Origin of the sequence: uncultured Campylobacter sp., from assembly GCF_963517995.1 — a bacterium.
Lineage (GTDB): Bacteria > Campylobacterota > Campylobacteria > Campylobacterales > Campylobacteraceae > Campylobacter_A.
On the sequence record NZ_CAUQHQ010000022.1, the window covers coordinates 1 to 21,987 of the forward strand.

A 21,987-nucleotide genomic window follows, 5' to 3' on the forward strand; every position below is an offset into this window, starting at 1 on the left:
GGACGTTATAAATAGCGGCGGAACGGGTGCTCAGATCGGTAAAATTGACCTAAAAGCAGGTAGCACCGTCGATATAGACGCCGGAAATACTAGAGGTTTGGTAAAATTTAGTACAGCTAATGAAGTGACGGCCGATAAGGTTTCTATCGACCTAAGCGGTACTATAGGCGCAAACTCTCTAAAGGGCATACAAGCAGACACTATCGTCTATAAAGGCTCTACGCAAACGGCACTCGATGCTACTAGCGGCACAGCCGGACAGATAAGCCTCATAGCTAAACAGGATGCAAATTCTAAAGACTTTAACGCTACCGTTAGTGCTTCTGGGCAAAATGACACGCTAAAAGTAACAGTTGCGACACTAGTAGCTACTGTGGGTAAGGATCTAAAAACCGTTACCGTCTCTGGAGATATGGGCGAAGGTTTGCAGGATAAATATGAATTTAGCGGCACAAACGCGGCAGAGCTTACGAAGATCGACTTTAGCGGTTTAAGAAACGTTGAGTCCGGTACCATCACGACCGTTACGGCAAATACTAAAATCGAAAGTATAAAAGGTACTGCGGGTAATGACGAGATCACGCTAGCAGACGCACAAACCAAAGAAAATATCACTATTGAAACCGGAGAGGGTACAAACAAAGTAACTACCGGAACAGTAACTGCTACTAAGCAAGTCATCACGATAAAAGGCGGTTCGGGTAACGATACCTTTGACGTGAGCGCATCAAAGATAGCTACTAGCGGCTTTGACGGAAGTAGCGATAATCTAAGATACACCGCTATCGAGAATCTAACGGTAGGCGACAAGATTAAAATCAGCGGTTCGGCCACGGCTGGCGCCGTAGAAAAGGTTCATCTAGATCCTAACGGTAATACATATGCTAATTTCGCCGCATTTGCTACGGCGACCGGATTTTTTACTACAGCCACGGTAGCCAATAAGGTATATGCGTTTTCTTACGGCAACGAGACGTACTTGTTTTATAATAGCACGGCAGGCGGAACTAGCTTTGACGTTAACGATAACTTAGTTAAACTAGCCGGTAACATCAATATGGCTAACCTAGATGCTACAGTGGATGCTAGCGGAAATATAACTATCAACGGTTTCTAATCTCTTTTTTCGGTAGAGCTTGGCTCTACCGATTTTTATACTTTCTTGATTACGGTTTAAAACTCTTTCCTTAATATTTATCTTATACCTCTGCTTAGATTTTAATTCTGCTTTATGTACCGACAAAAAAGTTTCAGCTATATTTATAGTTTACGCTATTTATAAATTTACATTGGCAAGTTACTTCATATATGTTTAAGTCGTCGAATAAATTCAAGTTTTAGAAATTTAGCACTTGCGTCGGCTAATATAGCATGCTTTAGCGCAAAAGCAGTAATGTAAATCGCCTATTTAAGCACACAGGCTCTTATACATTCGTAGTCACCATTCGGCTAGATTTTTCCAAACCAGGCGGCAAAAGCACAGCGGCCTAAGCTCTAGCAATATATTTTAAACGTGAGGAGTCTACGGCCGTTAGATGCAGTCGGCGCTGATTTGCGCTATATAGTATCCGCATATATCCAAATGCCGTTTAAATACGGACGGCAGCAAATTTGACGATAAAGCTCGTAAGATTTCGCGGCTATGACAAGCTATCGGCAAAAACATGCTCGCAAATCCTGTTTACGGCATTAAGACCGGTAAGTCAAATGAGTGTTTACTAACCTAAAGTGGCAATATCGCTTTTGATCGAGTGAAACTCAAACTTGGGAGTTTGAAACGAGATAAATTTAACCGCAGCTTAAGTATCGCAAGAAATATGTCTCTAGGGCAATATTTATTTTTCAATTTATATAGATTGGTGCCCTTGTAACCGCTTGTTTGATGCTCTAGGCTCCTAGCTGATAAAATGGGCGTTTATTATTTGGGTTGCATCTGCATTTTATTAAGGCTACCTGGCAAATTTGCTCTCGCGGCGTCGTTAGCAAAGGCGACTATTATTTTGCGCCCAACTATAATTACCGAATCATAAAGCCTGCCTCAAATTTTAAATGTCAAAAGCAAAATCGGCTATTTCGTAAAGCTTCGCAAAAGATGATATTACTCGCCAATCGTTTGATTGGCGAGTGCGACCAAGTTGGGTCAAACTACGGCCGCGCACCGTAGCCATAAGATGACAAAATAGCGGTTTTGCGCGTTTATGCTGAGTTTACCTTAAGCAGCCTTATTAGCTTTTGCGGCGCGCCGTTACGGAAATTTTACTCTAAATCACCGCTCTTGGCCTAGCAAGACTTACGGCATTTAGCGGCAGGCAAGTCTGATTTAGACTGTTTTGCTTTTTTCAGCCTAGGCGGACGCTTTAGGGTATTTCATAAATCCAGCTCTTAGACCATCTGTGCAGCCTTTATAAACTTGTCGCTTGAGCGGTAAAGACGGCACTTTACGACGTATTAATTTGAGCGAGCATAGCGGCCATTTATATAAATGCGACTTCCGAGCTTTTTGGCGCGCGAGAAATATTTTTCGTACCGCCTCTTTAAATTCGCCAGTAGTTCAAACGGGTGGCGGTTCGGTTATAGTAGCAACACGTATGGAGGGTACTAGCCGGCCTGGCACGGCGGCAAAACAACAAAGAATAGCTTGCTGCAAGCAGTTTGCGCAGCTGGCGCGATAAGACGGCTGCTAAATTTAGGCCTAAATTTGACTGTAAAACGTGCCTAGCCTCCAGCAAAACCGCACGGCTTGGTGTTTTTGTGGATTAAAAATTTGTTAGGGTGCGCCGAGTCTCGCGTCTAGAGCAAGCCATGCTAAATTTACGCTTGTGTCTAATAATCCTTGCAACCAAAGCCGTAGCTACGGCATTTTGGCGCGTTTTATCCGCATAAGCGCGCATGATAGCACCCTAAAGCCGCGTATTTGCTAAGCCGGTTTAGGCGGCGGTTTTGGATATTAGCTTGCAAATTTAATGCCGTTTTCGTAGCCGTAGCGCAAAATTATTCGGCTTAAATTTGCGTGCAAAAGCGGCAAATTTTTGTGATACGGCGCAGGCGCGGGAGCCTTAGTTTTTACTCGCAGCCGTTTACGCTTAAACCGTTACATAAGGGCAAATAACGGGATTAGACAAGGCGCTTTTGCCATGTTTGAAGCAAAATTTGATAAAGGTTTAAATTTACGAATCCTTCAAATTTAAAACATAAGGATTTTACGGACGCAAAGATTATAAATTTAAACGATTTGAGACGGTTGCGAGATGGCGGCGGGCTATTTTTACGGATATTTTGCCAAAGCCGAAATTTATCCTTTTGATCGCGTTTAGCGCCGCAAAGTACGGCTATAGCCGGTCTACGCAAGGCGCGTAAATTCGTAAAACCCATCTAGTCGCTAGCTAGCATCCGCCGCAGTAGCGCCTCTATATCGCCGCCGCAAGGAGTTATGCCGTAGCTTAGTAGCTTTGCCGTATCGCATACGAGTAGGGCGGGGTCGTTTGTCCTGATAAATTTGGCATCGCTTTGTACGGCGATATCGCGTCCGCTTAAGCGATGTAAAATTTGTAAAATTTGCTCGATGCTATAAGCCTTGCCCGAGCCGATATTAAAAATTTCGCCGTCAGTTTTTAGCTCTAGTAGTTGCGCGTATATCCGCACGACGTCGTTTATGTCGTTGTACTCGCGTTTCGGCGTTAAATTTCCGAGTTTTATTACGGAAACTTTGTCCTTAAAATGTCGCACGATTTTTGGAATGAGGAAATTTTCGCTCTGTCCCGCGCCCGTATAGTTAAAAGGTCGCGCGATGATAAAAGGAAGTCCGCTTCTAGCGATTTGCTCTTCCATAAAAATTTTACTTTGGGCATAGACGCTTTGCGGATTTAGCGCGGAGTTTTCGCTCATAGGCGCCTCGCCTCCGCCGTAGACGCTAGCCGAGCTTGCAAAGATCGCCTTTTTAAATTTAACGGCGCTTAAGGCATCTAGCAAATTTAGCGTGCCGATTTCGTTTGCGTTTTTTATCTCGGCGGGATCTGCCATAGCAAACGAAACTGCGGCTAGGTGGATTATGTAGTCAAATTTAACTCTAAAGGCGGCTTTTATGCTATCTTTATCAAGCAGATCAAAGCGCGCGTGATGCGGCGCGCTAGGGTTTAAAGCGCCGCCTGATACCTCGTAGCCTAGCCCGCGAAGGTACCGCTCTAAATAGCGCCCCGTAAAACCCTCGATACCCGTAATAAAAACGTGCCTAGAACTCAAATCCCGCCTCGATGCGTCTTAGATCGGCTTTTATCATCATATCGCAGAGCCCTTTTAGATCGGTCTTTGCGCTCCAGCCAAGCTTTTGTTTGGCTTTTGAGGCGTCGCCTATTAGCAGATCGACTTCTGCCGGTCTAAAAAATGCCGGATTTATCTTTACAATTACGTCGCCTTTATCGTTTAGTCCGACTTCGTTGATGCCTTCGCCCTCAAATTTTATCCCGATATCTAGCGCTTCAAAGCTAAGCTTCACAAAATCCCTAACCGTGGTCGTTACTCCGGTAGCTAGTACGAAAGTGTCGGGGGCCGGAGCTTGTAACATTGCGTGCATACCTTCGACGTATTCTTTGGCGTAGCCCCAGTCGCGCTTTGCGTCTAGGTTGCCTAGCTCCAAAGCCTTAGCCTTTTTTAGGGCGATTTTTGCGGCCGTATTCGTGATTTTTCTCGTGACGAACTCAAGCCCTCTTAGCGGGCTTTCGTGATTAAATAAAATGCCGCTTGAGGCGAAAATATCATAGCTTTCTTGGTAATTTACCGTGATAAAATGTGCATAAAGCTTTGCCACTCCGTACGGCGAACGCGGATAAAACGGCGTGGTTTCGCTTTGCGGAACGGCTTGGACTTTGCCAAACATCTCGGATGTGCTGGCTTGATAAAATTTGATGCTTTTATCGACCGTCTTTATCGCCTCTAGTATGTTTAGCGCGCCGATGCCCGTAGCGCTTGCAGTGTGAAACGGCTCTTTAAAACTAACGCCCACGAAGCTTTGGGCGGCTAGGTTGTAAATTTCCTCGGGTCTTATTTCATTAACTACGCTTAGGATGTTAAACGGGTCGGTTAGCTCAAACTCTACTAGATGAAAATTTGGCTCGTTTAAAATGCCTAACTCGTTTAATCGCCAAAAATTCGGGCTCACCGCTCGCCTGTATCCGCCGTAGACTTCGTATCCTAGGTCGATCAGATATCTAGCCAGGTATGCGCCGTCTTGACCTCCGACGCCCGTGATTATCGCTTTTTTCATTATTATTCTCCGTTTTTTAAATGTCGCATAAAATTTTTATCCGTCGCTACGGCTCTAAATATCCGCAGGTAAAGCCCCGCGATGCTGTTCCAGCTATTTTCGCTTAGCCATTTTGAGCGCTCGTCATAAATTTTAGCATCTATTTCGCTATTTTTTACTTTTTCTAGTTGCTCTAAAATGTGCCAATCGTTAAATCCGTCCGTTTTTATCGTGACGTTTTTCATCTCGCTAAAGATTCTTGACGGCGTTACTATAACGTTTTTGCATGCGCTTAGCGCTATCCTGGCCGCCCCGCTGGCTCCCTCGTCGGTTTGCCCGTAAGGCAGCACGATAACATCGCAGTCGCTTAGCTTTTTATTTACCTCCTCTATCGGCAAAAACTCGGTGTTCCACTCCACTTTTTCGTCCAAATTTAGCTTTTCGCAAAGCTTACGGCATCTTTGCAGTTCTGCCTCGCCGTCTACGTTTGCGACGGGGCTAATGATAATTAGCTTCGCGTCCGTATTTTGGCTAAATTTAGCAAAGGCTTGCAGCAGTACGGGTAAATTTTTATGTGCAAAGAGCAGCCCGAAAAATCCTATCCTAAATTTGCCGTCCGTTTCCTTACGTTTGTTTTGCTCGGGCGCTAAATTTTGCGTTCCATGCGGTACTAGCGTGACGTTATCGATAAGTCCAAGCAGCCTAAGCGTATTTAGATCGTCGATGCTGTGGACGAAAACTCGGTCGAATTCGTAAAGCGTATCGTGCCAGTTTTGCTGAGTCTGGCGCGGGTAGTTTAGGATTTGCTTCGTGGCGTGAAGCGTGATAAAGCAAATTTTGCCCTGCAATTTTAGCGCGGCGACGTCTGATTTTAGCTTTTCGTCTATCTCGAAAAACGTAAAATGGTGTTGTAGCCAGATTATATTCGCATCCGTTTTAAGCTCGCTTAGTAGCTTTTCTTGTTCTATTTCATAAACTTTTACGCCGTTTTCTTGGGCTAGATTAGGCTCCTTGGCGCGCTTTTGCTCGCTCCAAGTGTAAATTTCTAAATTTGCGCCCGCCCGCGCAAGCTCGTCCGTTAGGTATTTTGAGTATTCGGCTATACCGCAAACGGCATTATACGTCGAAAAATAGGCGATTTTTAGCTCGCTTGGCTCATTTTTAAAGGATTTTAGATGCGAGATGCTTGAGATGAAATTTAGCGCGTTTTTCTCGCCGAACATCATTTCATCGACTTTGTGTTTTAGCGGCTCTATGTTTGGCGCGCGGTTTTGTAAAATTTGCTCAGATACTTTGATAATCTTTTCGCCCAAATCCTTTACGCTAGGCTCCGCCCAAAACGAATAATTTAGATTAAAATGCGTAACCGCGGGCGCGAATTTATACCCGATAAACTCGCAGCTGTCGTCCAAAAACTCGCACTGACCGCTATAGTCGGTGGAGATGACGGGCTTTTTGTAGTGTACGCCTTCGATTGCTGGCATATTTAGCCCCTCGCCGCGCGTCGGTAGCACGACGATATCGCACTGCTCATAAAGGTTTGCCACGTCAAGCGCGGTTAGGTCTTCATTTAGTATGACGCGGATTTTGCTTCGGTATTTTTTATCGACTAAAAGCTCGATTTGCTCGGTTACGCTGTTGTGCGGATTAGGGAAGCTTTTTATCGTTAGGCTTAGCTCAAATTTGGCTTTTTTGCAAGCTTCGTTAAAGGCTCGCAGCAACACGTCCGCGCCCTTTCTAGGCAGGCATGATGAGATGTGAAAGAGCTTTATCTCGCGTTTTTGTTCGCTATTTTCTTGCAAAAAGCTTGGCTCGGGCGGCATTTTTAGCGGGATATCGGCTACTTTTACCGGCGTATAGCAGCCGTTATCTATTAGGATTTTTTTGATAAAAAACGTCGAAACCAAAATGCCTTTATACTTGGAGTTTAAAATTTCTATCGTTCGCTGCGGGATGCGCGACTCCTCCCAGAAAAACACCGCAATCTCAAAGCCGTAGCCCTCCCTAACGTCTTCTATCAGCGGGTAGTGATGGTAGATCGCGACCTTGTCGTCGCTTCTTTTTGGATGCGCGTTTTTATCGGGCACTATGCTTCTTAGCGTTTCGTACTCGTCTTTGGTTATCGCGATGTCTTCGATTTTATCGAAATAGTTCTCGTGGTAGCAGATCACAAAGACGTTTTTTACCTTACCGAGCAGCCTAAATACGATGTTTCTGTTTATCGCGGCCAAACTATAGTGTCCGCTGATGCTGCCGATGACGGTTAGCTCGCTAAAGTTTTCGTTAAATTTAAGGTTTTTTAGCTCTAAATTTCGCTCGTACTCTTTTGAGTGCCTTAAAGCAAAAACGCTCGGCTCAAAAACGCCATCTTGCGAAACGTAGATATCGTCTCTAACCTGGCCTTTTAGGCTAAAAATTCTCGCCCTAAGAGCCGGAAATTTGTTTAAAAATATCTTGAGATTTTTCTTAAATTTAGGATGGCTATTTGCCGCTCTCTCCGTCAAATTTATACCGAATTTAAGCGCTTTTTTGAGATTTTCTTTAGCTAAATTTTTACAAAATCTTAAAAATTTATAGACCAAAATAAGCGGCTTTGCGACTCTTTTAAATTTAGCGACGAAAATTTTAAGCTGCTCGATATCGTTTTTGATAACGGGAGCTTCGTTTTCTAGGACGTAGACTTTGTGATTTAGCGCGAGATATTTGCCGAGCAGATTTTCTAAATCTTCGCGCAAGCGCACGTTTTCGTTTTGCAAATTTACGATTTGATTTTTGCTCTCCATTAGCTCAAGCGAGCTTTTCCATAGCGCCTCTTTCGTCTCTAAAGAGCCCTTCCAGACGTCGTTTTTTAGCTCGAGCATCTGCGTTTTGTTTTCAAATGTCGACACGTCGAATCTATCGGCCAGCTCTTCAAAGCTATAACCGCTTTTAGCCGCGTTTAAAAATGCTTCGCGCGTTTTCTCGTCGCCGTTTTTAAGCCCCAAAACCGCGTAATCAAGCCCGACGCTACTTAAAACGTCTCTTAGCGTTACGTTTTGGTTTTCTAAATCCTCGCTAAAGCTCAAATTTGAGTTTAGCCTCATCATAAACGTATTATTAAAGCCCTCAAATTCGCACAGATACTCAAGCAGCATCGGCGGGATAGGCTTAACGTGCGTCGCGTCGAGATAGAAATTTAGCGTGGCGACGCGTAAATTTTCGGGATTTGGCGTTTCAAGTATTAAGATGCCGCCGTCTTTGAGAACTCGGCGCGCCTGCTTGATTAGCTCGCAAAGCTCGCTAAACTCCAAGTGCTCCACAAGCTGAAATGCGCTAACTAGCGCAAGGCTTGAGTCTTCTAACTCGCTTAAAAACTCTATCGCTCCTTGATTTTTGGCCTCAAGCGCGTTTTTTTCGCACTCTTTTAGCATCTCCTCGCTCACGTCGCAACCGCGCGCGGCAAAGCCGTTTTGTTTTAGAATTTCAAGCCACTCGCCTCTGCCGCAACCAAGATCGACCGCCGCCGGATTTTCGTTATTTTGCTTTAAAATTTGCAAAAACGGCTCGTAAGCAAGCAAGCGCTTTTTGATCTCGCTTCTATGGCCTCTAAATTTATCTTCGAAACTTTTATAAAATTTATCCATTTATTCTCTTTATTTCCAAACTCGGTTCAAGATACGCAAGACCGACGAAATCGGGCTTGCTAAAATTTACGACGTTAAAAATGATCGCGTTGTCGCGCCATTCGTAGTTGTTTTGCAGATGGTTGTCGCTATCGTGCAGCGCTATCGTGACAGAAAACGACCCGACGCCCAAATTTGCGTCAAATTCAAAACCAAAGTCGTACTCTTCGCCTTTTTTGAGATTTTTTAAAGCTTGCTTTAGGTGGTAAGTGTTCGTGCCGTAGACGACCTGCGAGAAGCGATTTTTGATCTGATAGCCAAGTACCAGCGAGGGTAAATTTTCGTTTGCCAGTACGGTTACTTTTAGCTTGATTTTCTTGCCGACTTCTAAATTTTGTATCTTTTTGCCTGCGGCGTCTAAAATTTCAACGTTTTTTATGCAGGCTTTTTTGTTGCCAGATACGGTTGCGGTTTTGCCGTTTTGCAGGGTTATTTGCGAGATTTGTACGTCTTGTTTCTTTGAGATTAGGGCGTTATAGTAATCAAGCACGGCTTCAGGCTCGCCGTCTTTTAGAATTTGTCCTTTTTCTAGCAAGATCACGCGGTCGCAGATGGATTTTATCGCGCCGCTATCGTGCGAAACGATGATGAGCGTCGTACCTAGGCTTTTAAATTCTTTTATCTTATCAAAGCTTTTATGCTGGAAATACACGTCGCCCACCGATAGCGCCTCGTCGATGATGAGTATATCGGGGCGATTTGCCGTGACGACCGAAAAAGCAAGGCGCATCTGCATGCCGCTACTGTAAATTCGCACCGGATAATCAAAATACTCGCCTATCTCGGCAAAGTCTTCGATGTAGGCTATTATTTCGTCGATTTGCTCTTTTGAGTAGCCCATGAGAGAGCAGGACTGATAGGCGTTTTGTCTACCCGTTAGATCGCCGTGAAAGCCCATGCCAAGCTCCAAGATGGACGAAATTTTAGCCCCGCTCGTTACGCGGCCGCTTGAGGGCTTTAGCGTGCGCGAGATGATTTTTAAAAGAGTGCTTTTGCCCGCTCCGTTTTGCCCGATTAGCCCGACTACTTCACCGGCTCCCACGTCAAAGCTTACGTCTTTTAGCACGGTTTTTACGTTTTTTTCTTCTTTATTTTTACTAAACCACGAGGCAAATCGCTTAAAGTTGCTCTCGTAGTCCAAGTAAGTTTTGCAGATATTTTGAACCGATAAAATCATAAAACGTCCGCCATCTCTTCTTCGGCTCGTTTATAAACGAAAAATGCGGCTCCAAGGCTTGCCGCGCCGATAAAAGCCGGATAAATCAAAAGCGAAAAATCGGGCATCTTGTCGTAAATCAAAATATCGTGATAGCCGCTAACTACGCCCACAAGCGGATTTATGTAGATAAGCTTCTGCAAATTCGGCGGTAAAATGCTCGTCATATAAACGATCGGCGTTAGCCAAAATAAAAACTGCAATACGATGGCGATAATCTGGCCTACGTCGCGCATAAAGACGTTTATCACGCCGAAAAACAGCCCAAATCCGACGGCTAGCATCACCGTAACGAGGGAAAAGATCGGCAAAAAGATCAAATTTACGCCCGCAAAATGCCCCAAAAACGCAAACACTACCGCAATAGAGACGAATAAAATGAGATTATTTATCGCCGAGCTTAAAACCACGGTAGCCGGAAGGACGATTTTAGGGAAGGACATTTTTTTGATTATGTTGGCATTGTCGGTAAAAATGCCGATGCAGCGCGAAAAAATCTCGCTAAAAAGCATCCAGCAAAGCATCCCGCTCATTAGGTAGATCGCGTAGGCGTATTTGCTATCGATGCCGGGTAGCTTGGCTGATAGTACCGAGGAGAGTATGGTCGCGTAGATGAGTACCTGGGCTAGCGGATGCAGTATCGCCCACGCTACGCCCAGCTTGCTTTTTGCGAATTTGGTTATAAATTCGTTTTTGACCGAATTTACGATAAAAAACCTATACGTATAAATATTTGAAAACAATCTTTTTGTCCGATTTAGCTAAATTTGCGTGATTTTAGCAAATAAAGGCTAAAAATAAAAATAAAGCTAAATTTATGATCGAAATTTAATAACTCAGTCTGAAATTTTCCTTTGCTCGACCTATCTCGTCTTTGGTTATGAGTCCTCGCTTTTTTAGCTCGCGGACTAAATTTCTAGAAGCTTTTTTGATAGTTTCTATCTCTGCATTTAGTCCGCCGGCTACCGAAAATAGCCAGTATTTATGGATTTCTACCCATTCGGCTAGCTTATTTACCTTTTGCATCGTAGTATCGCTCGGGGCGACTGAGATTTTAGCTAGTTCAAGCTCTTGGAAATATACGGATATGGCCACTATATTTTCGATGAAAGGCTTAAATTTAGGCTTTGAGATAGCGTCTTTTGCTTTATCTATCCTATTTGAAATTTTAACGAGCTTATGAAAGTGTTTTTCGCTTAATTTCCCTTCGTCTCTTAGTTTTGAAATTTCGTCTATTTTCGGTACGACTTCTAAAAACGTTTCTTCGATTATGCGTTTGGCTTCGTTTTCAAAGCTTAGCTTTTTTACGAGTACTTTATATGCTTTTAACATATCTTTATTCGTTCTTTTTTCTTTTATCGGCGCGATATTGGGGAGATTTTTTTGTTTTTTGTCTTTGCAAAGCTCTTGCATAGTCTCTAAAAACGGCTTTTCTATACTGCCTTCTATCCTAGCGCCGCCCTGCGTGCAGTTATACGTCGTTACGTCTTTTTTGCTAGACTGCTCGATATCGGCTTCAAATTGATTTCTAAATTTATCCCAGACGTAAGTCGTGCGAACTTCGCCCTCGCCGCCGTAGGCTTTGACGTATAGATACTCGTCGGCTTGCGCGAATGCGTGCCCGGTGGCGTGAGATTTACCGTCCGGAGCAAAGGCTAGGTCTTGTCCGATTAAAACGATATTTTTGTGTTTTAAAACGTAGGCTAGCTGATAGGCTTGATTTGCCGTGGAGTGCCCGATCCCTAGGTAGCCGTAGCCTTTTAGCCCGAACGACGTTTCGTTTTGCTGAGGGCGCATGGTTAGGACTAGGCGGCGAGGTAAGATATTTTTAATCGTTTTTTTATGCGTTAAAGACGCGATGATAAAGTAAGCGTCTTTGTCTATTTTTTTATCTCTTTTTTTAAAAAAACTCGACGTAGCCTCTACGCGTTCTATCGAAGTTACGTAATCAGGCTTTATGCCGTGTTTCATTAATATCGGTAGCGATGCGTCAAGGCTGATAACTGTAACGTACGGAGCAAATTTTTTAAGCGTCTCAAGCTGTTTATCGAGGCTTGGCCCCGTTGAAACGATGACTGCCGTGTCCATTAGTTTATAGCGCTTTTTTATCAAATCGACGTAAGAGTAGTTTGTGAGCATCGCCGTTAAATTTTCTATATTATTCCTCACTCCGATTAGATTGTCGTCTATGCTGTTGCCGTGACCGGCTACCATTTGAGAGATAGCTTTTGCAAAGGATTGATTTATTTCTGCGTAGTCGTCGCTAAACTGATCGTAAAACGGCGAGTGAATTTGAAGATTATAAATTTTAGCGTATGCGGTAAATTTGCTATTGCACGCCAGATAATAAAACTGCGTGTAGTTTGCGAACTCGGAGTAAAAAAGAGTTAGCCTTTCGCTGGATAATTCGTCTGAAAGGTCGATCAAATTTAACACCGCATAGATGATTTCGATTTCCGGTTCTACGACGATGATTTTTTGATGCGTTTGGTTTTTTAAAAGCGCCTTATAAAGAACTCCGTTGCCTAGCCCGTAAAAATACATAATCGGGTAGCGCTTATATTCGTTTTCGACGGATTCTAGGGTATTTTGGACGTCTTTGACGGGATTTTCGTAGACGTATTTTAAGGTTTTATTGTTGATGATGTTTATATCGATCGGATCTTGGCCGACAAATACGTCGTAATCCACCATCTCGTCCATTCCCCAAAGGCGGGCGGCTAAAATTTCGTCTTGCTGAAAGAGAGCTTGCAAGTTTTTTTGAAATATCGGATTGGCGCTTGGTTCAAATGCTTCAGAGCTTTTTTTTGCGTTTTTTTGCTCGTTTTCTTTTTCTTTTACGACTTGAAAATCATCCATAGTCGAATATTCGTTTTGCGGCATTTTGCCTCCTTATTTATATTACTATTTTATTTTAAAGCTAAATTCGTTCCAAATTTACGCCCGAATTTCGCGCAAACTCGGCCGGAGCTTTAGCGTATACGTAGTAAAGCGCGCTTGCCGGCTAGCGCGGTATTAAATCCTTGCGATATGCGCTAAATTTACATATCCTCGCTGCTTAATCTGTCGCCGAAATTTATGTCTCGTTTGGCCGGTTTGCCGATTAGCTCGCGTTTAAATTTAGGATGCAAACCCCAGCCTGGGCGCACGCTTTTTACGTTTTGCTCGCTAAAAATTTCGCCTTTTTTGATATCTGCGCTTGCGTAAAGCGAACGGGCGTAGTTGCGGCTAGCAAGCGCTCTTTCGTCTAATTCATAGACGGCTTTGCCCAGTAGTTTTTCCGCGTCTCTTACGGCGCTTGCCATCTGTTTAAATTCATCCTCGTCCAGGCTAAACGCCTCGTCCACGCTTCGCACCTCTTTGTTTAGGATAAAATGTTTTTCTACGATGCGAGCGCCAAGACTCACGGCGACTACTGGCGCTACGATACCCAGAGTATGGTCTGAAAAGCCGACCTCTGCGCCGAATTTTCGTTTCATATCGGCGATCGTGAGTAGATTCATCCCCTCAAGCGGAGCGGGGTAGCTAGACGTGCATTTTAAAAGCGCGACGTTTTCGTTGCCGCACTCTTTGCAAAATTGCACCGCGTCTTCAATCTCCCGCAGGGTAGCGATGCCGGTCGAGATGACGACGGGTTTGCCTTTTTTAGCTATGTGCCGGATAAAATCGTAATCGGTTACCTCAAAGCTAGCGATTTTGTAAGCAGGCGGGTCAAAGCGCTCCAAAAAATCGGCGTCGTCGTTGCTAAACGGGCTTGAAAAGCAGATTAATCCTTCGTTTGCGGCCGTTTTGAAAAGCGTTTCGTGCCACTCGCGCGGAGTTAAGGCTTTTTGATAAAGGCTATATAAATCATACCCGTCCCACAGTCCGCCGCGTAGCATAAAATCCTCTTTTTTGGAATTTAGCGTCAGGCTATCGGCCGTGTATGTTTGCAGTTTTACGGCGTCGGCTCCCGCGCGTTTGGCCGCCTTGATAGTTTCGACGGCAAGTTCTAAGCTGCCTGAGTGATTTGCCGAGAGTTCGGCGATCAAAAGAACCTTTTCGTTCGTATCGAAATTTGCTATTTTCATAGATTCGGCTCCGAAATTTTAGTTTGATTTTATCATAAAATTTGCCCCGCTAGGCTATAATCTCCCTAAAAACAAGGAAAAAAATGGACGCCAAAACCATCGCCGTCATCCCCGCTCGCGGCGGCAGCAAAAGAATCCCGCGAAAAAATATAAAGCCTTTTTGCGGCAAACCGATGATCGCTTACAGCATAGAAGCTGCGATTAGGTCGGGGATTTTTGACGAGATTATCGTCTCCACCGACGACGAGGAGATAGCGGACGTTGCGAAAAATGCGGGCGCTAGCGTGCCGTTTATGCGCCCAAAAGAGTTAAGCGACGATTTTACCGCGACGGGCGCGGTCGTAGAGCATGCGATAAAATTTTTGCAAGCAAGAGGCGATAGGATAAAATTCGTCTGCACGATTTACGCTACCGCGCCGCTGATAGACGAATTTTACATTAAACTAGGCCTTGAAAAGCTACGCGCCTCAAATGCCAAAAACGCCTTTTCGTGCACTTCTATGCCGTTTCCTATCTGGCGGACGTTTAAGATCGCCAAGGGCGGGCGGTGCGAGATGTTTTGGAGAGAAAATTTCGCCAAAAGAAGCCAGGATTTAGAGGAGGCTTATCAAGACGCGGGGCAGTTTTACTGGACGAATTTAGACGCGCCTTCGAGCGATGAAATTTTTTTCGGGCGAGATAGCATAGCGATCGTTTTACCGCGTCACTTAGTGCAGGATATCGATACGCTGCAAGACTGGATAAGAGCGGAGTTTTTATACGAAGCGGTGCAAAAATCAAGGGAAAAAGCATGAGAAAAAAACGGCTAGAAATCATAAATTTCGTAAATTTAAGCGACGAGAAGTACCGAAAAATCTTAGAATATAGAAATCAAGAATATGTTAGAACCGTATCAAATTCGCCCGAACCTATCACGGTAAAGCAGCACGAAGCCTACCGCGAAGCGCTAAAAAAGCGCGATAAATTTTTCGCGTTTTTGATAACGTGTGACGGCGCGGACTATGCGGTGATAAATTTAAAAAAGCTTGACGACGGGTCGTTTTATCTGGGGTATTATTTGACCGACGAGCTATATAAATTTGAAGGCGGAGGCGTAGCCGTGCATAACTGCATGATGTATATATGCGACCGGCTAAAAATCAAGCTTATATCTTACGATATAAAGCCCGAAAATAGCAGGGTTTTTAGAGTCGGTCAAGGCGGCGAAGATATAGCCGTTAGCAGTAACAGCGAGGCTTTACATCACCTAGTTAGGCTATACGGCTACGACGATGAACGCGTAAAAAATAGCAAATCCGCAAAATTATTTAATAAAATTTATGAGATAAAAGATGGCGATTTTAGCTAAAAATCGGTAATCACCGTATCGCAAAAATCGAATTTGCCAAGATTCGTTACGATAGAGGCGTAGTTTAGCCCCGCGCCAAAACCCGCTAGCATGCATTTATAAATATCGCCGCCCGTCATCTGTTCTTTGGCGTTATGAGCGATACAAACGGGGATCGTGGAGCTGTTTGAGTTACCGTAAAAAGTAACTACGTTGCTAGGCGCCTTTTGACTTGAAACGCCTAGTTTTTGAGCTAGTTTATCGACCATAAATTTATTCGGCTGATGGAAAAAATAATAATCCAGCTCGTCTTTATCCGCGCCCGCGTAAGCTAGGCTTTGGGCGATATATTTAGGCACGTTTTGCATTACGTATTGAAACACCGCCTGTCCGTCCATATGAATGCGTTGCAAGCAGTCGCGACCGCCGTATTTGGAGCTTGAGAATTTAGCTTTTTCCTCGTTCGTCGGCTTTCTAAAACCCATAGCCGGAAACACCAGCGCATCGTAGTCCTTAGCATCCGTCACGCAGTGGAAAAACGCGTCGTTTTCGCCGTTTTCTACGACGGTAATACAAATAGCGTCGCCTGCTAGCGGATAGCTGCTAGTGTCGCTTCTATCGGGATTTTTGCATAAAACGTCGCCCGTTATCAGGATTACTTTTTTAGCGCCTTCGTTATTTAGCAGCATAAAGGCTTGAAATAATCCGTTAATAAAGCCGGCGCATTGCTGATTCGTATCCATGCAAAAAATTTCCGGGCTTAAATTTAGCTCGCCGGCAATTAAATTAGCAGTTGCCGGCATTAAAAAATCAGGCGTCGTCGTAGCCACTACTAGCGCGGAAATTTCCTCTTTTTTCAGCAGTCCTTTTTCAAAAAGACGGTTTAATCCGTAGACCGCCACTTGGGACAAGTACGTTTCGTCTTTAAAAAATCTGTGCCTATCGTAACCCATCGTATTTTTTAGCTTTAAATTTTGCTTTTGCGAGAGCGAGTTAAATTTCATATCGTCTTCGAATTTATACTCCGTCTGCGGAAGCAAAGCCAAAATACCGCTGATTTTTTTACCGAAAAATTTGGTTTTCATTAGGCTTTTGCGTCGCTTTTAACGATTAAATTTTCTATAGCTTCGATGCTGCCGAAATTTTCGGGCAAGATATCACCGCCGTCTATTTTTACGCCGAATTTTTCTTCTAAATCCGTAACTAACGTAAGCACGTCAAAGCTATCTAGCATGCCAGATTCGACGAAATTTTCATCGCCCGCGAAGTCGTATTCGGGTCTAATATCTACTAAAATTTCTCTTATTTTTTCTTTCATATCGTCTCTTTATCTAAAATTTCCGCCGTCTATGAAGTAATTTTCGCCTACGATATACCTAGCCGCATCGCTTAGCAAAAATATCGCCATATTCGCCACTTCTTGCGGTTCTAGCAATCTGCATATATCAGACGTCGTGTACGGGTCTTTCTCGTCGTTTTTTAAGTCTCTAAAAATTTGCGTATCTTTTACCATTTGAGTTAATACGCCGCCGACTATGACCGTGTTTATACGCATTTTCCTTTTTACCAATTCCAAAGACAGCGGCTTGGCGATAGCGTCTAGCGAGGCCTTGCTGATGATATAAGCAATTTGTCCTTTTAAAAACATTTTCGTTACAATAGACGAAAAAAATACCACGGACGCGCCGTCGTCGGAGTTTTGTTTTTTGGATAACTGCTTTACTATTTCAAGCCCCGAAAAGGCGTTTATTTTAAAAATTTTTTCATTCGTCGCGTGATCTAGCAGTTTAAACGGATATATGGACGGCACCCCCGCAGCGTGGACGCATCCGTTAAATTTAACCCCGTCGAATTTAACGCAGTCTGAAACTAACTGCACGATACCTTCTATATCTTGTAAATCGTAAGCGAAAATTTTATGCTTGGCCGGCTCTTTCATCATAGATAGCGTCTGTTTTAGCCTAGCCTCGTCTCTGGATATTAGCGCTACGCTAGCGCCCAGTTCGCTAAGCCTGACGGCTATTTGCCTACCGATACCCGAGCTTGCTCCCGTTACTAAAATTTTTTTATCTTTGAAATTTATCATACCAGATAGCCTCTGACGTCAAAATGCCTGCCGTAAACGCCGCTTGAACTCTCGCTTAGCAAAAATGCGATCTGTTTGGCTAAAATTTCGGGATCGATCGCGCCCGTTTGCATCATGGCTACTAACTCTCGCTCTCTTTGGCTGAGCTCTTTATCGCTTTGCACGACGGCGGGGCGGATGGAGTTTATCCTGATACCTTTGGAGTATATCTCTTTTGCGATTGCGGGCAGGGCGTTATCCATCGCCGCTTTTGACGCGCCGTAGGCTATTTGCCCCTTGTCCGCTCCTAACGACGCGTAGTTTGAGACGGCTACTATGCTGCTTTTGGCGTTATAAATTCCTTCGCTAGCAAAAACCCTAACAGCCTGGATAAACGCGAAGAAATTTTCCGTCATAACGTCTTGCAAAAGCTCTAACGAAGTATCCGCCAAAGGCGCGGTTAGATTTTTATCTACGGCGTAAACCAGTCCGTCAAGCTTTAAGCCGTCGAAATTTACGACGTCTCGTATAAAATTTTCGATTTTTTCTACACGGCTAGCGTCAAAGGCTATCGCGCGACCGTCGCTTAAATTTAACGAAACCTTATCCAAAGCGCGCTCGTCCTTGTCGCTTACGACGATTTTGGTGCCCGACTCGCTTAAAATTTTAGCCGCCGCGCCGCCTATGACGCCGCAGCCCATTATCAGTATTTTTTTATTTTTTAGATTTAGCATTAGCTTCGAGTACTTTTGATCTGCCCTCGTCCCACGTGATATCGGTTTGGATGATAGGCAAAATATCTTTCGGACTTATATAGGCATCCGCTACGCCTAGCGATAGCCCTATGCCAAAGCCCGACATTATGACTTTGACGCTCTCGTCGTCGTCCTTGTCGCCGTAGTAGTCGCACATGGCGTTCGGTACGCTAGCCGATGAGGTGTTGGCGTATCTTTCAAGGCTTAGGCGCGACTTGTCTTGCATTTTTATTTTTTTAGATATCGTATCTAGCATAGACTTGTTTGCTTGATGAAGCAGTACCGAGTCGTAGTCCTCCGCAGAGGCCTGAAATTTTTCAAAAAACGCCTTAAATAGCTTCGGGACTTTGGTTATACTAAAAGAAACTACTGCTAGCCCGTCCATATGCAAAGACATATCGAATTTCGGGTATCCGGCGTATGCGTATCTTGACCCATGGCAAGCCCCGATAGCTTTAAACCCATCGCCCATAGATTGCAGGGCGAATCTAAACCCTTCGTTTCCTTTGTCGTATTCGATTAGCGTCGCGCTCCCGCAGTCCCCGAAAAGAAGGTCGTTTAAGTCGCCGAATATATTAGCCGTGCCGCCGTTTATTCCGAATATACTAGGTTCGGTTACGTCGCCCGCCAATAAAAGAACCTTTTTTAGGTATCCGCTTTGCAGCATCGACGCGGCCGTATGCAAGCCGAAAATATAACCCGAACAACCCAAATTTATATCGTAGGCTATGCATTCCTGAGATAGGCCCAGTCTATATTGCAGCGTTATCGCCGTAGCGGGTACGTTATAATCGGGACTTTGCGTTACTAAAATGAGCGCGTCTATCTCGTCTCTTGAAATGTTTTTTTTCTTGATTATCTCCTCTGCCGCGGCAAAGCACAGGTCGGAGGTGATAGTCTTGTTGTTTTTGCTATAAAATTTCTGCCTAATGCCGGTATCTTTTACGAATCTCTCTACGCTTTCTTTGTCAAATTTTTTATAAAAATCTTCAAGCGCGAGTTTATCTTCCGGTACGGCGCAACAAACCGCCGAAATTTTTATGTTTTTAATGTGATCAAACGCCATTATTTCATACTATCTAATATATCTTGGATCGTTTTGAAATTTCTTATATCGTTAGGATTTGCCGTCACGCCGAAGTGCTCGTCCATCATAACGACGTAAGAGATAGCCGCGAGCGAATCCCACTCTTCAAGCTCCTCAAGCTTGGTTTCTGGAGTAAAATCGCTTACTTCAAGCTCTAAAAGCTCGGCTATTAGGGCCATTTTTTCGTTTGTATCCATCTTAAATCCTCCTTAAAATTTTAGCTTGATTTTAACTAAAATACAATAAAATCAAGCTAAAATTTTAATCACCTCAAATAAGGTAAAAAATGCAAAAAAATATGCTGTCCTACTTGCAAAATTCGGCCTTAAGGTTTCCTCTTAAAACGGCGATACGAGATGAAGACGAGAGCGTAAATTTTAGCGAGCTAAATTCGCAGGCAAGGGCGATAGCCGCGTATTTTCAGAGCTTAAACATAACCAAAAACAGGCCCGTGGGCGTACTTTTGCCAAAAAGCGTAAAAGCTATAAAATGTTTTTTGGGGACGCTTTATAACGGTTGCTTTTACGTGCCGCTAGACGTCAAAAATCCCGCGTCTAGGCTTGAGGCCATCATAAAAAATTTAAACCTCGAATTTATCGTTACAGACGCGAAACACGCTCAAATTTTAAAAAATTCGGGCGTAAATTTAATCATCTTTGACGAGATAAATTTAAAAGGCGAGGATAAATTCGATCGGGCAAATTACGAAAATACGATCGATACCGACCCGCTTTATATCATAAACACTTCGGGCTCCACCGGTACGCCAAAGGGCGTAGCAATCTCGCACAAAAGCGCTATAAATTACATCGAGTGGGCGTGCGAGACGTTTAATTTTAAAGACGATTTAAAAATCGCGAGCCAAGCCCCTTTTATTTTCGACAACTCCGTGCTTGATATTTATCTGACGCTAAAAACGGGTTCTACGCTATTTTTGATACCGCAAGAGCTTTTTACGTTTCCGATTAAAGTAGTGGAATATTTGGAAAAAAACGAGATAAATTTTATATTTTGGGTGCCTTCCATCATGGCGAATATCGCTGCGCTGGATTTGCTAAGAGGGGTAAATTTAAGCCTTGAATTTATAATTTTCGCAGGCGAAGTCATGCCCGTAAAAACGATGAATTATTTTAAATCTCGTTTTAAAAACGCCGTTTTGGCAAATTTGTACGGACCGACGGAGACGACCGTCGATTGCGCGTATTATGTCGTCGATCGCGATTTTAGCGACGAGGAAAGTTTGCCTATAGGCTATCCTTGCAAAAATACCGACGTCTTTTTACTAGATGAAAACGACGCGCCGGTAACGGCGCAAAATACGCTAGGCGAGCTTTGCGTGCGCGGCGCCTCGCTAGCTCTTGGATACTACAACGACCCGGTTAAAACCGCTAACGCTTTTACGCAAAATCCGCTAAATCTCGCATATCCCGAGCGAATCTACCGCACGGGCGATCTAGCCTACTACAACGAGCGCGGCGAGCTAATGTATAAAGGCCGCAAGGACTTTCAGATCAAGCACATGGGGTACCGTATAGAGCTGGGCGAGATAGAGACGGCTGCCTTGTCTCTTGGCGGCGTAGATAGCGCGTGCGCGCTGTATGATGGGGCTATCGTGCTAATTTATACTTCGCAAACCGCCGTTTCGCAAAGAGAAATTCTGCTAAATTTAGGCAAAATTTTGCCTAAATATATGCTGCCGACGCGCTTTATAATGCTTGATGAGATGCCGCTAAACGTAAACGGCAAGATAGATAGAAACAAACCAAAAGAGCTAATAAAGGATCAAAAATGAAAATAAAAGACGGCGACTTTAAAGAGCTCGTAGATACGCTTTTTGCCACGCAAGAGGGCGAATTTAACCATATCTACGAACGAGAAAAGATAGAGCGGTTTAAGACGCTTTGTAAAGATAAAAAGTTAATTATTTTAGGTACTGGCTATTATCTAAAAGTATTGCCTAAATTTTTAAAATTAACCTACGGCGTAGATATTTACGGCGTATACGACTGGGTAGCCGAAAGGGATAGCGGCGAGGGGATATTTGCAAACTGCAAAGACTACGATTATCTAGACTTGCAAAAGTACAATAAATATAAAGACAAGGCTAAATTTATATCCAAAGATGAATTTTACGCAGATCCTGCAAATACGGTTATTTTTATAAATAGCGAGTCTTTTTTATATATGCCTTTTTTCCTTTACTATAACGGATTTAAGCATTATTATAGTATGAGATGCTTGGGTAAAAATTTATTGTCCCAGAGTGTGCTAAATAAAAAGGCTACCGAATTTGCGATGTATGACGTCAACGAACTAAACCACGTCTTTACGACGCCCGAAATTTCTCGCATAGTTACGCTTTATAATCTCCTTAGCGACGAGAAATCAAAAGAGGTTTATAAGGCGGTTTTAAAATTTAAGCTCACCGAGGACTATACTTATTTGATAAACGTAAAAGACGACGTTAAAAAGCAGTATTTCGACGAAGTAGCGAAATTTAGCGACGAAGAGGTTTTCGTAGACTGCGGCGGATATACGGGAGATACGATAGAGGCGTTTTTAAAAG

The 21,987-nt window shown here is 43.8% G+C and carries 16 protein-coding genes and 2 pseudogenes; 5 read left to right on the forward strand and 13 right to left on the reverse strand.

All coding sequences use genetic code 11. The features are described from left to right. Positions 1-1,117: pseudogene (locus RYL88_RS03890) on the forward strand (surface layer protein SapB11); the annotation flags it as partial. A gap of 2,255 nt (positions 1,118-3,372) precedes the next feature. Here the strand turns inward: RYL88_RS03890 and RYL88_RS03895 are convergent. From RYL88_RS03895 to pseI, 7 genes are all read right to left on the reverse strand, one after another. Then, positions 3,373-4,239 (reverse strand): NAD-dependent epimerase/dehydratase family protein, encoded by an 867-nt coding sequence (locus tag RYL88_RS03895; RefSeq protein WP_314989100.1) that lies wholly within the window; start codon positions 4,237-4,239, stop codon positions 3,373-3,375. Next, positions 4,229-5,260, reverse strand: a complete 1,032-nt coding sequence (gene gmd / locus RYL88_RS03900) for a GDP-mannose 4,6-dehydratase (RefSeq protein ID WP_314989102.1) — start codon at positions 5,258-5,260, stop codon at positions 4,229-4,231. Before gmd ends, RYL88_RS03895 begins: the two co-directional genes overlap by 11 nt. A 2-nt stretch (positions 5,261-5,262) precedes the next feature. Beyond that, entirely contained in the window at positions 5,263-8,862 is a 3,600-nt protein-coding gene (locus RYL88_RS03905) for a glycosyltransferase (RefSeq protein ID WP_314989104.1), read from the reverse strand. Beyond that, the gene (locus tag RYL88_RS03910; RefSeq protein WP_314989106.1) at positions 8,855-10,078 is read right to left on the reverse strand and encodes an ABC transporter ATP-binding protein; all 1,224 of its coding nucleotides are present in this window, start codon (positions 10,076-10,078) and stop codon (positions 8,855-8,857) included. Before RYL88_RS03910 ends, RYL88_RS03905 begins: the two co-directional genes overlap by 8 nt. Then, positions 10,075-10,860, reverse strand: a complete 786-nt coding sequence (locus tag RYL88_RS03915; RefSeq protein WP_314989108.1) for an ABC transporter permease — start codon at positions 10,858-10,860, stop codon at positions 10,075-10,077. Before RYL88_RS03915 ends, RYL88_RS03910 begins: the two co-directional genes overlap by 4 nt. An 85-nt stretch (positions 10,861-10,945) precedes the next feature. Next, positions 10,946-13,000, reverse strand: a complete 2,055-nt coding sequence (locus RYL88_RS03920) for a 6-hydroxymethylpterin diphosphokinase MptE-like protein (protein ID WP_314989111.1) — start codon at positions 12,998-13,000, stop codon at positions 10,946-10,948. Between the two features lie 158 nt (positions 13,001-13,158). Further along, positions 13,159-14,187: a pseudaminic acid synthase gene (gene pseI / locus RYL88_RS03925; protein ID WP_314989113.1), complete on the reverse strand. Its 1,029-nt coding sequence runs from the start codon at positions 14,185-14,187 to the stop codon at positions 13,159-13,161. Between the two features lie 83 nt (positions 14,188-14,270). Here pseI and pseF point away from each other — a divergent pair, with 83 nt between their 5' ends. Both pseF and RYL88_RS03935 read left to right on the forward strand, forming a co-directional pair. Then, positions 14,271-14,981 carry a pseudaminic acid cytidylyltransferase gene (gene pseF / locus RYL88_RS03930; RefSeq protein ID WP_314989115.1) on the forward strand — a complete coding sequence of 237 codons (711 nt, stop codon included), beginning with the start codon at positions 14,271-14,273 and terminating at the stop codon, positions 14,979-14,981. Further along, positions 14,978-15,535, forward strand: a complete 558-nt coding sequence (locus RYL88_RS03935; RefSeq protein WP_314989122.1) for a hypothetical protein — start codon at positions 14,978-14,980, stop codon at positions 15,533-15,535. The genes pseF and RYL88_RS03935 overlap by 4 nt, the downstream gene beginning before the upstream one ends. Here the strand turns inward: RYL88_RS03935 and RYL88_RS03940 are convergent. Genes RYL88_RS03940 through RYL88_RS03965 form a run of 6 tightly spaced genes read right to left on the reverse strand, consistent with a single transcriptional unit; the run spans position 15,532 to position 19,618 of the window. Then, positions 15,532-16,599, reverse strand: a complete 1,068-nt coding sequence (locus tag RYL88_RS03940) for a ketoacyl-ACP synthase III (RefSeq protein ID WP_314989124.1) — start codon at positions 16,597-16,599, stop codon at positions 15,532-15,534. The genes RYL88_RS03935 and RYL88_RS03940 overlap by 4 nt on opposite strands. Next, entirely contained in the window at positions 16,599-16,832 is a 234-nt protein-coding gene (locus RYL88_RS03945; RefSeq protein ID WP_295143629.1) for an acyl carrier protein, read from the reverse strand. Before RYL88_RS03945 ends, RYL88_RS03940 begins: the two co-directional genes overlap by 1 nt. 9 nt (positions 16,833-16,841) lie before the next feature. Beyond that, on the reverse strand, positions 16,842-17,600 hold the full coding sequence (locus RYL88_RS03950; RefSeq protein ID WP_314989127.1) for an SDR family oxidoreductase: 759 nt from the start codon (positions 17,598-17,600) through the stop codon (positions 16,842-16,844). Further along, a complete protein-coding gene (locus RYL88_RS03955; RefSeq protein ID WP_314989129.1) occupies positions 17,597-18,313 on the reverse strand; it encodes an SDR family oxidoreductase in 717 nt (238 codons plus the stop codon). Before RYL88_RS03955 ends, RYL88_RS03950 begins: the two co-directional genes overlap by 4 nt. After that, complete coding sequence (locus RYL88_RS03960) at positions 18,294-19,400, reverse strand: ketoacyl-ACP synthase III (protein ID WP_314989131.1); 1,107 nt, start codon at positions 19,398-19,400, stop codon at positions 18,294-18,296. The genes RYL88_RS03955 and RYL88_RS03960 overlap by 20 nt, the downstream gene beginning before the upstream one ends. Next, entirely contained in the window at positions 19,400-19,618 is a 219-nt protein-coding gene (locus RYL88_RS03965; protein ID WP_295143638.1) for an acyl carrier protein, read from the reverse strand. Before RYL88_RS03965 ends, RYL88_RS03960 begins: the two co-directional genes overlap by 1 nt. Positions 19,619-19,707: 89 nt before the next feature. On the opposite strand from RYL88_RS03965, the gene RYL88_RS03970 reads away from it, so the two are divergent. Both RYL88_RS03970 and RYL88_RS03975 read left to right on the forward strand, forming a co-directional pair. Further along, a complete protein-coding gene (locus RYL88_RS03970) occupies positions 19,708-21,213 on the forward strand; it encodes an amino acid adenylation domain-containing protein (protein WP_314989133.1) in 1,506 nt (501 codons plus the stop codon). Next, positions 21,210-21,987 (forward strand): annotated as a pseudogene (locus RYL88_RS03975) (hypothetical protein); the annotation flags it as partial. The gene RYL88_RS03970 and the pseudogene RYL88_RS03975, both read left to right, overlap by 4 nt.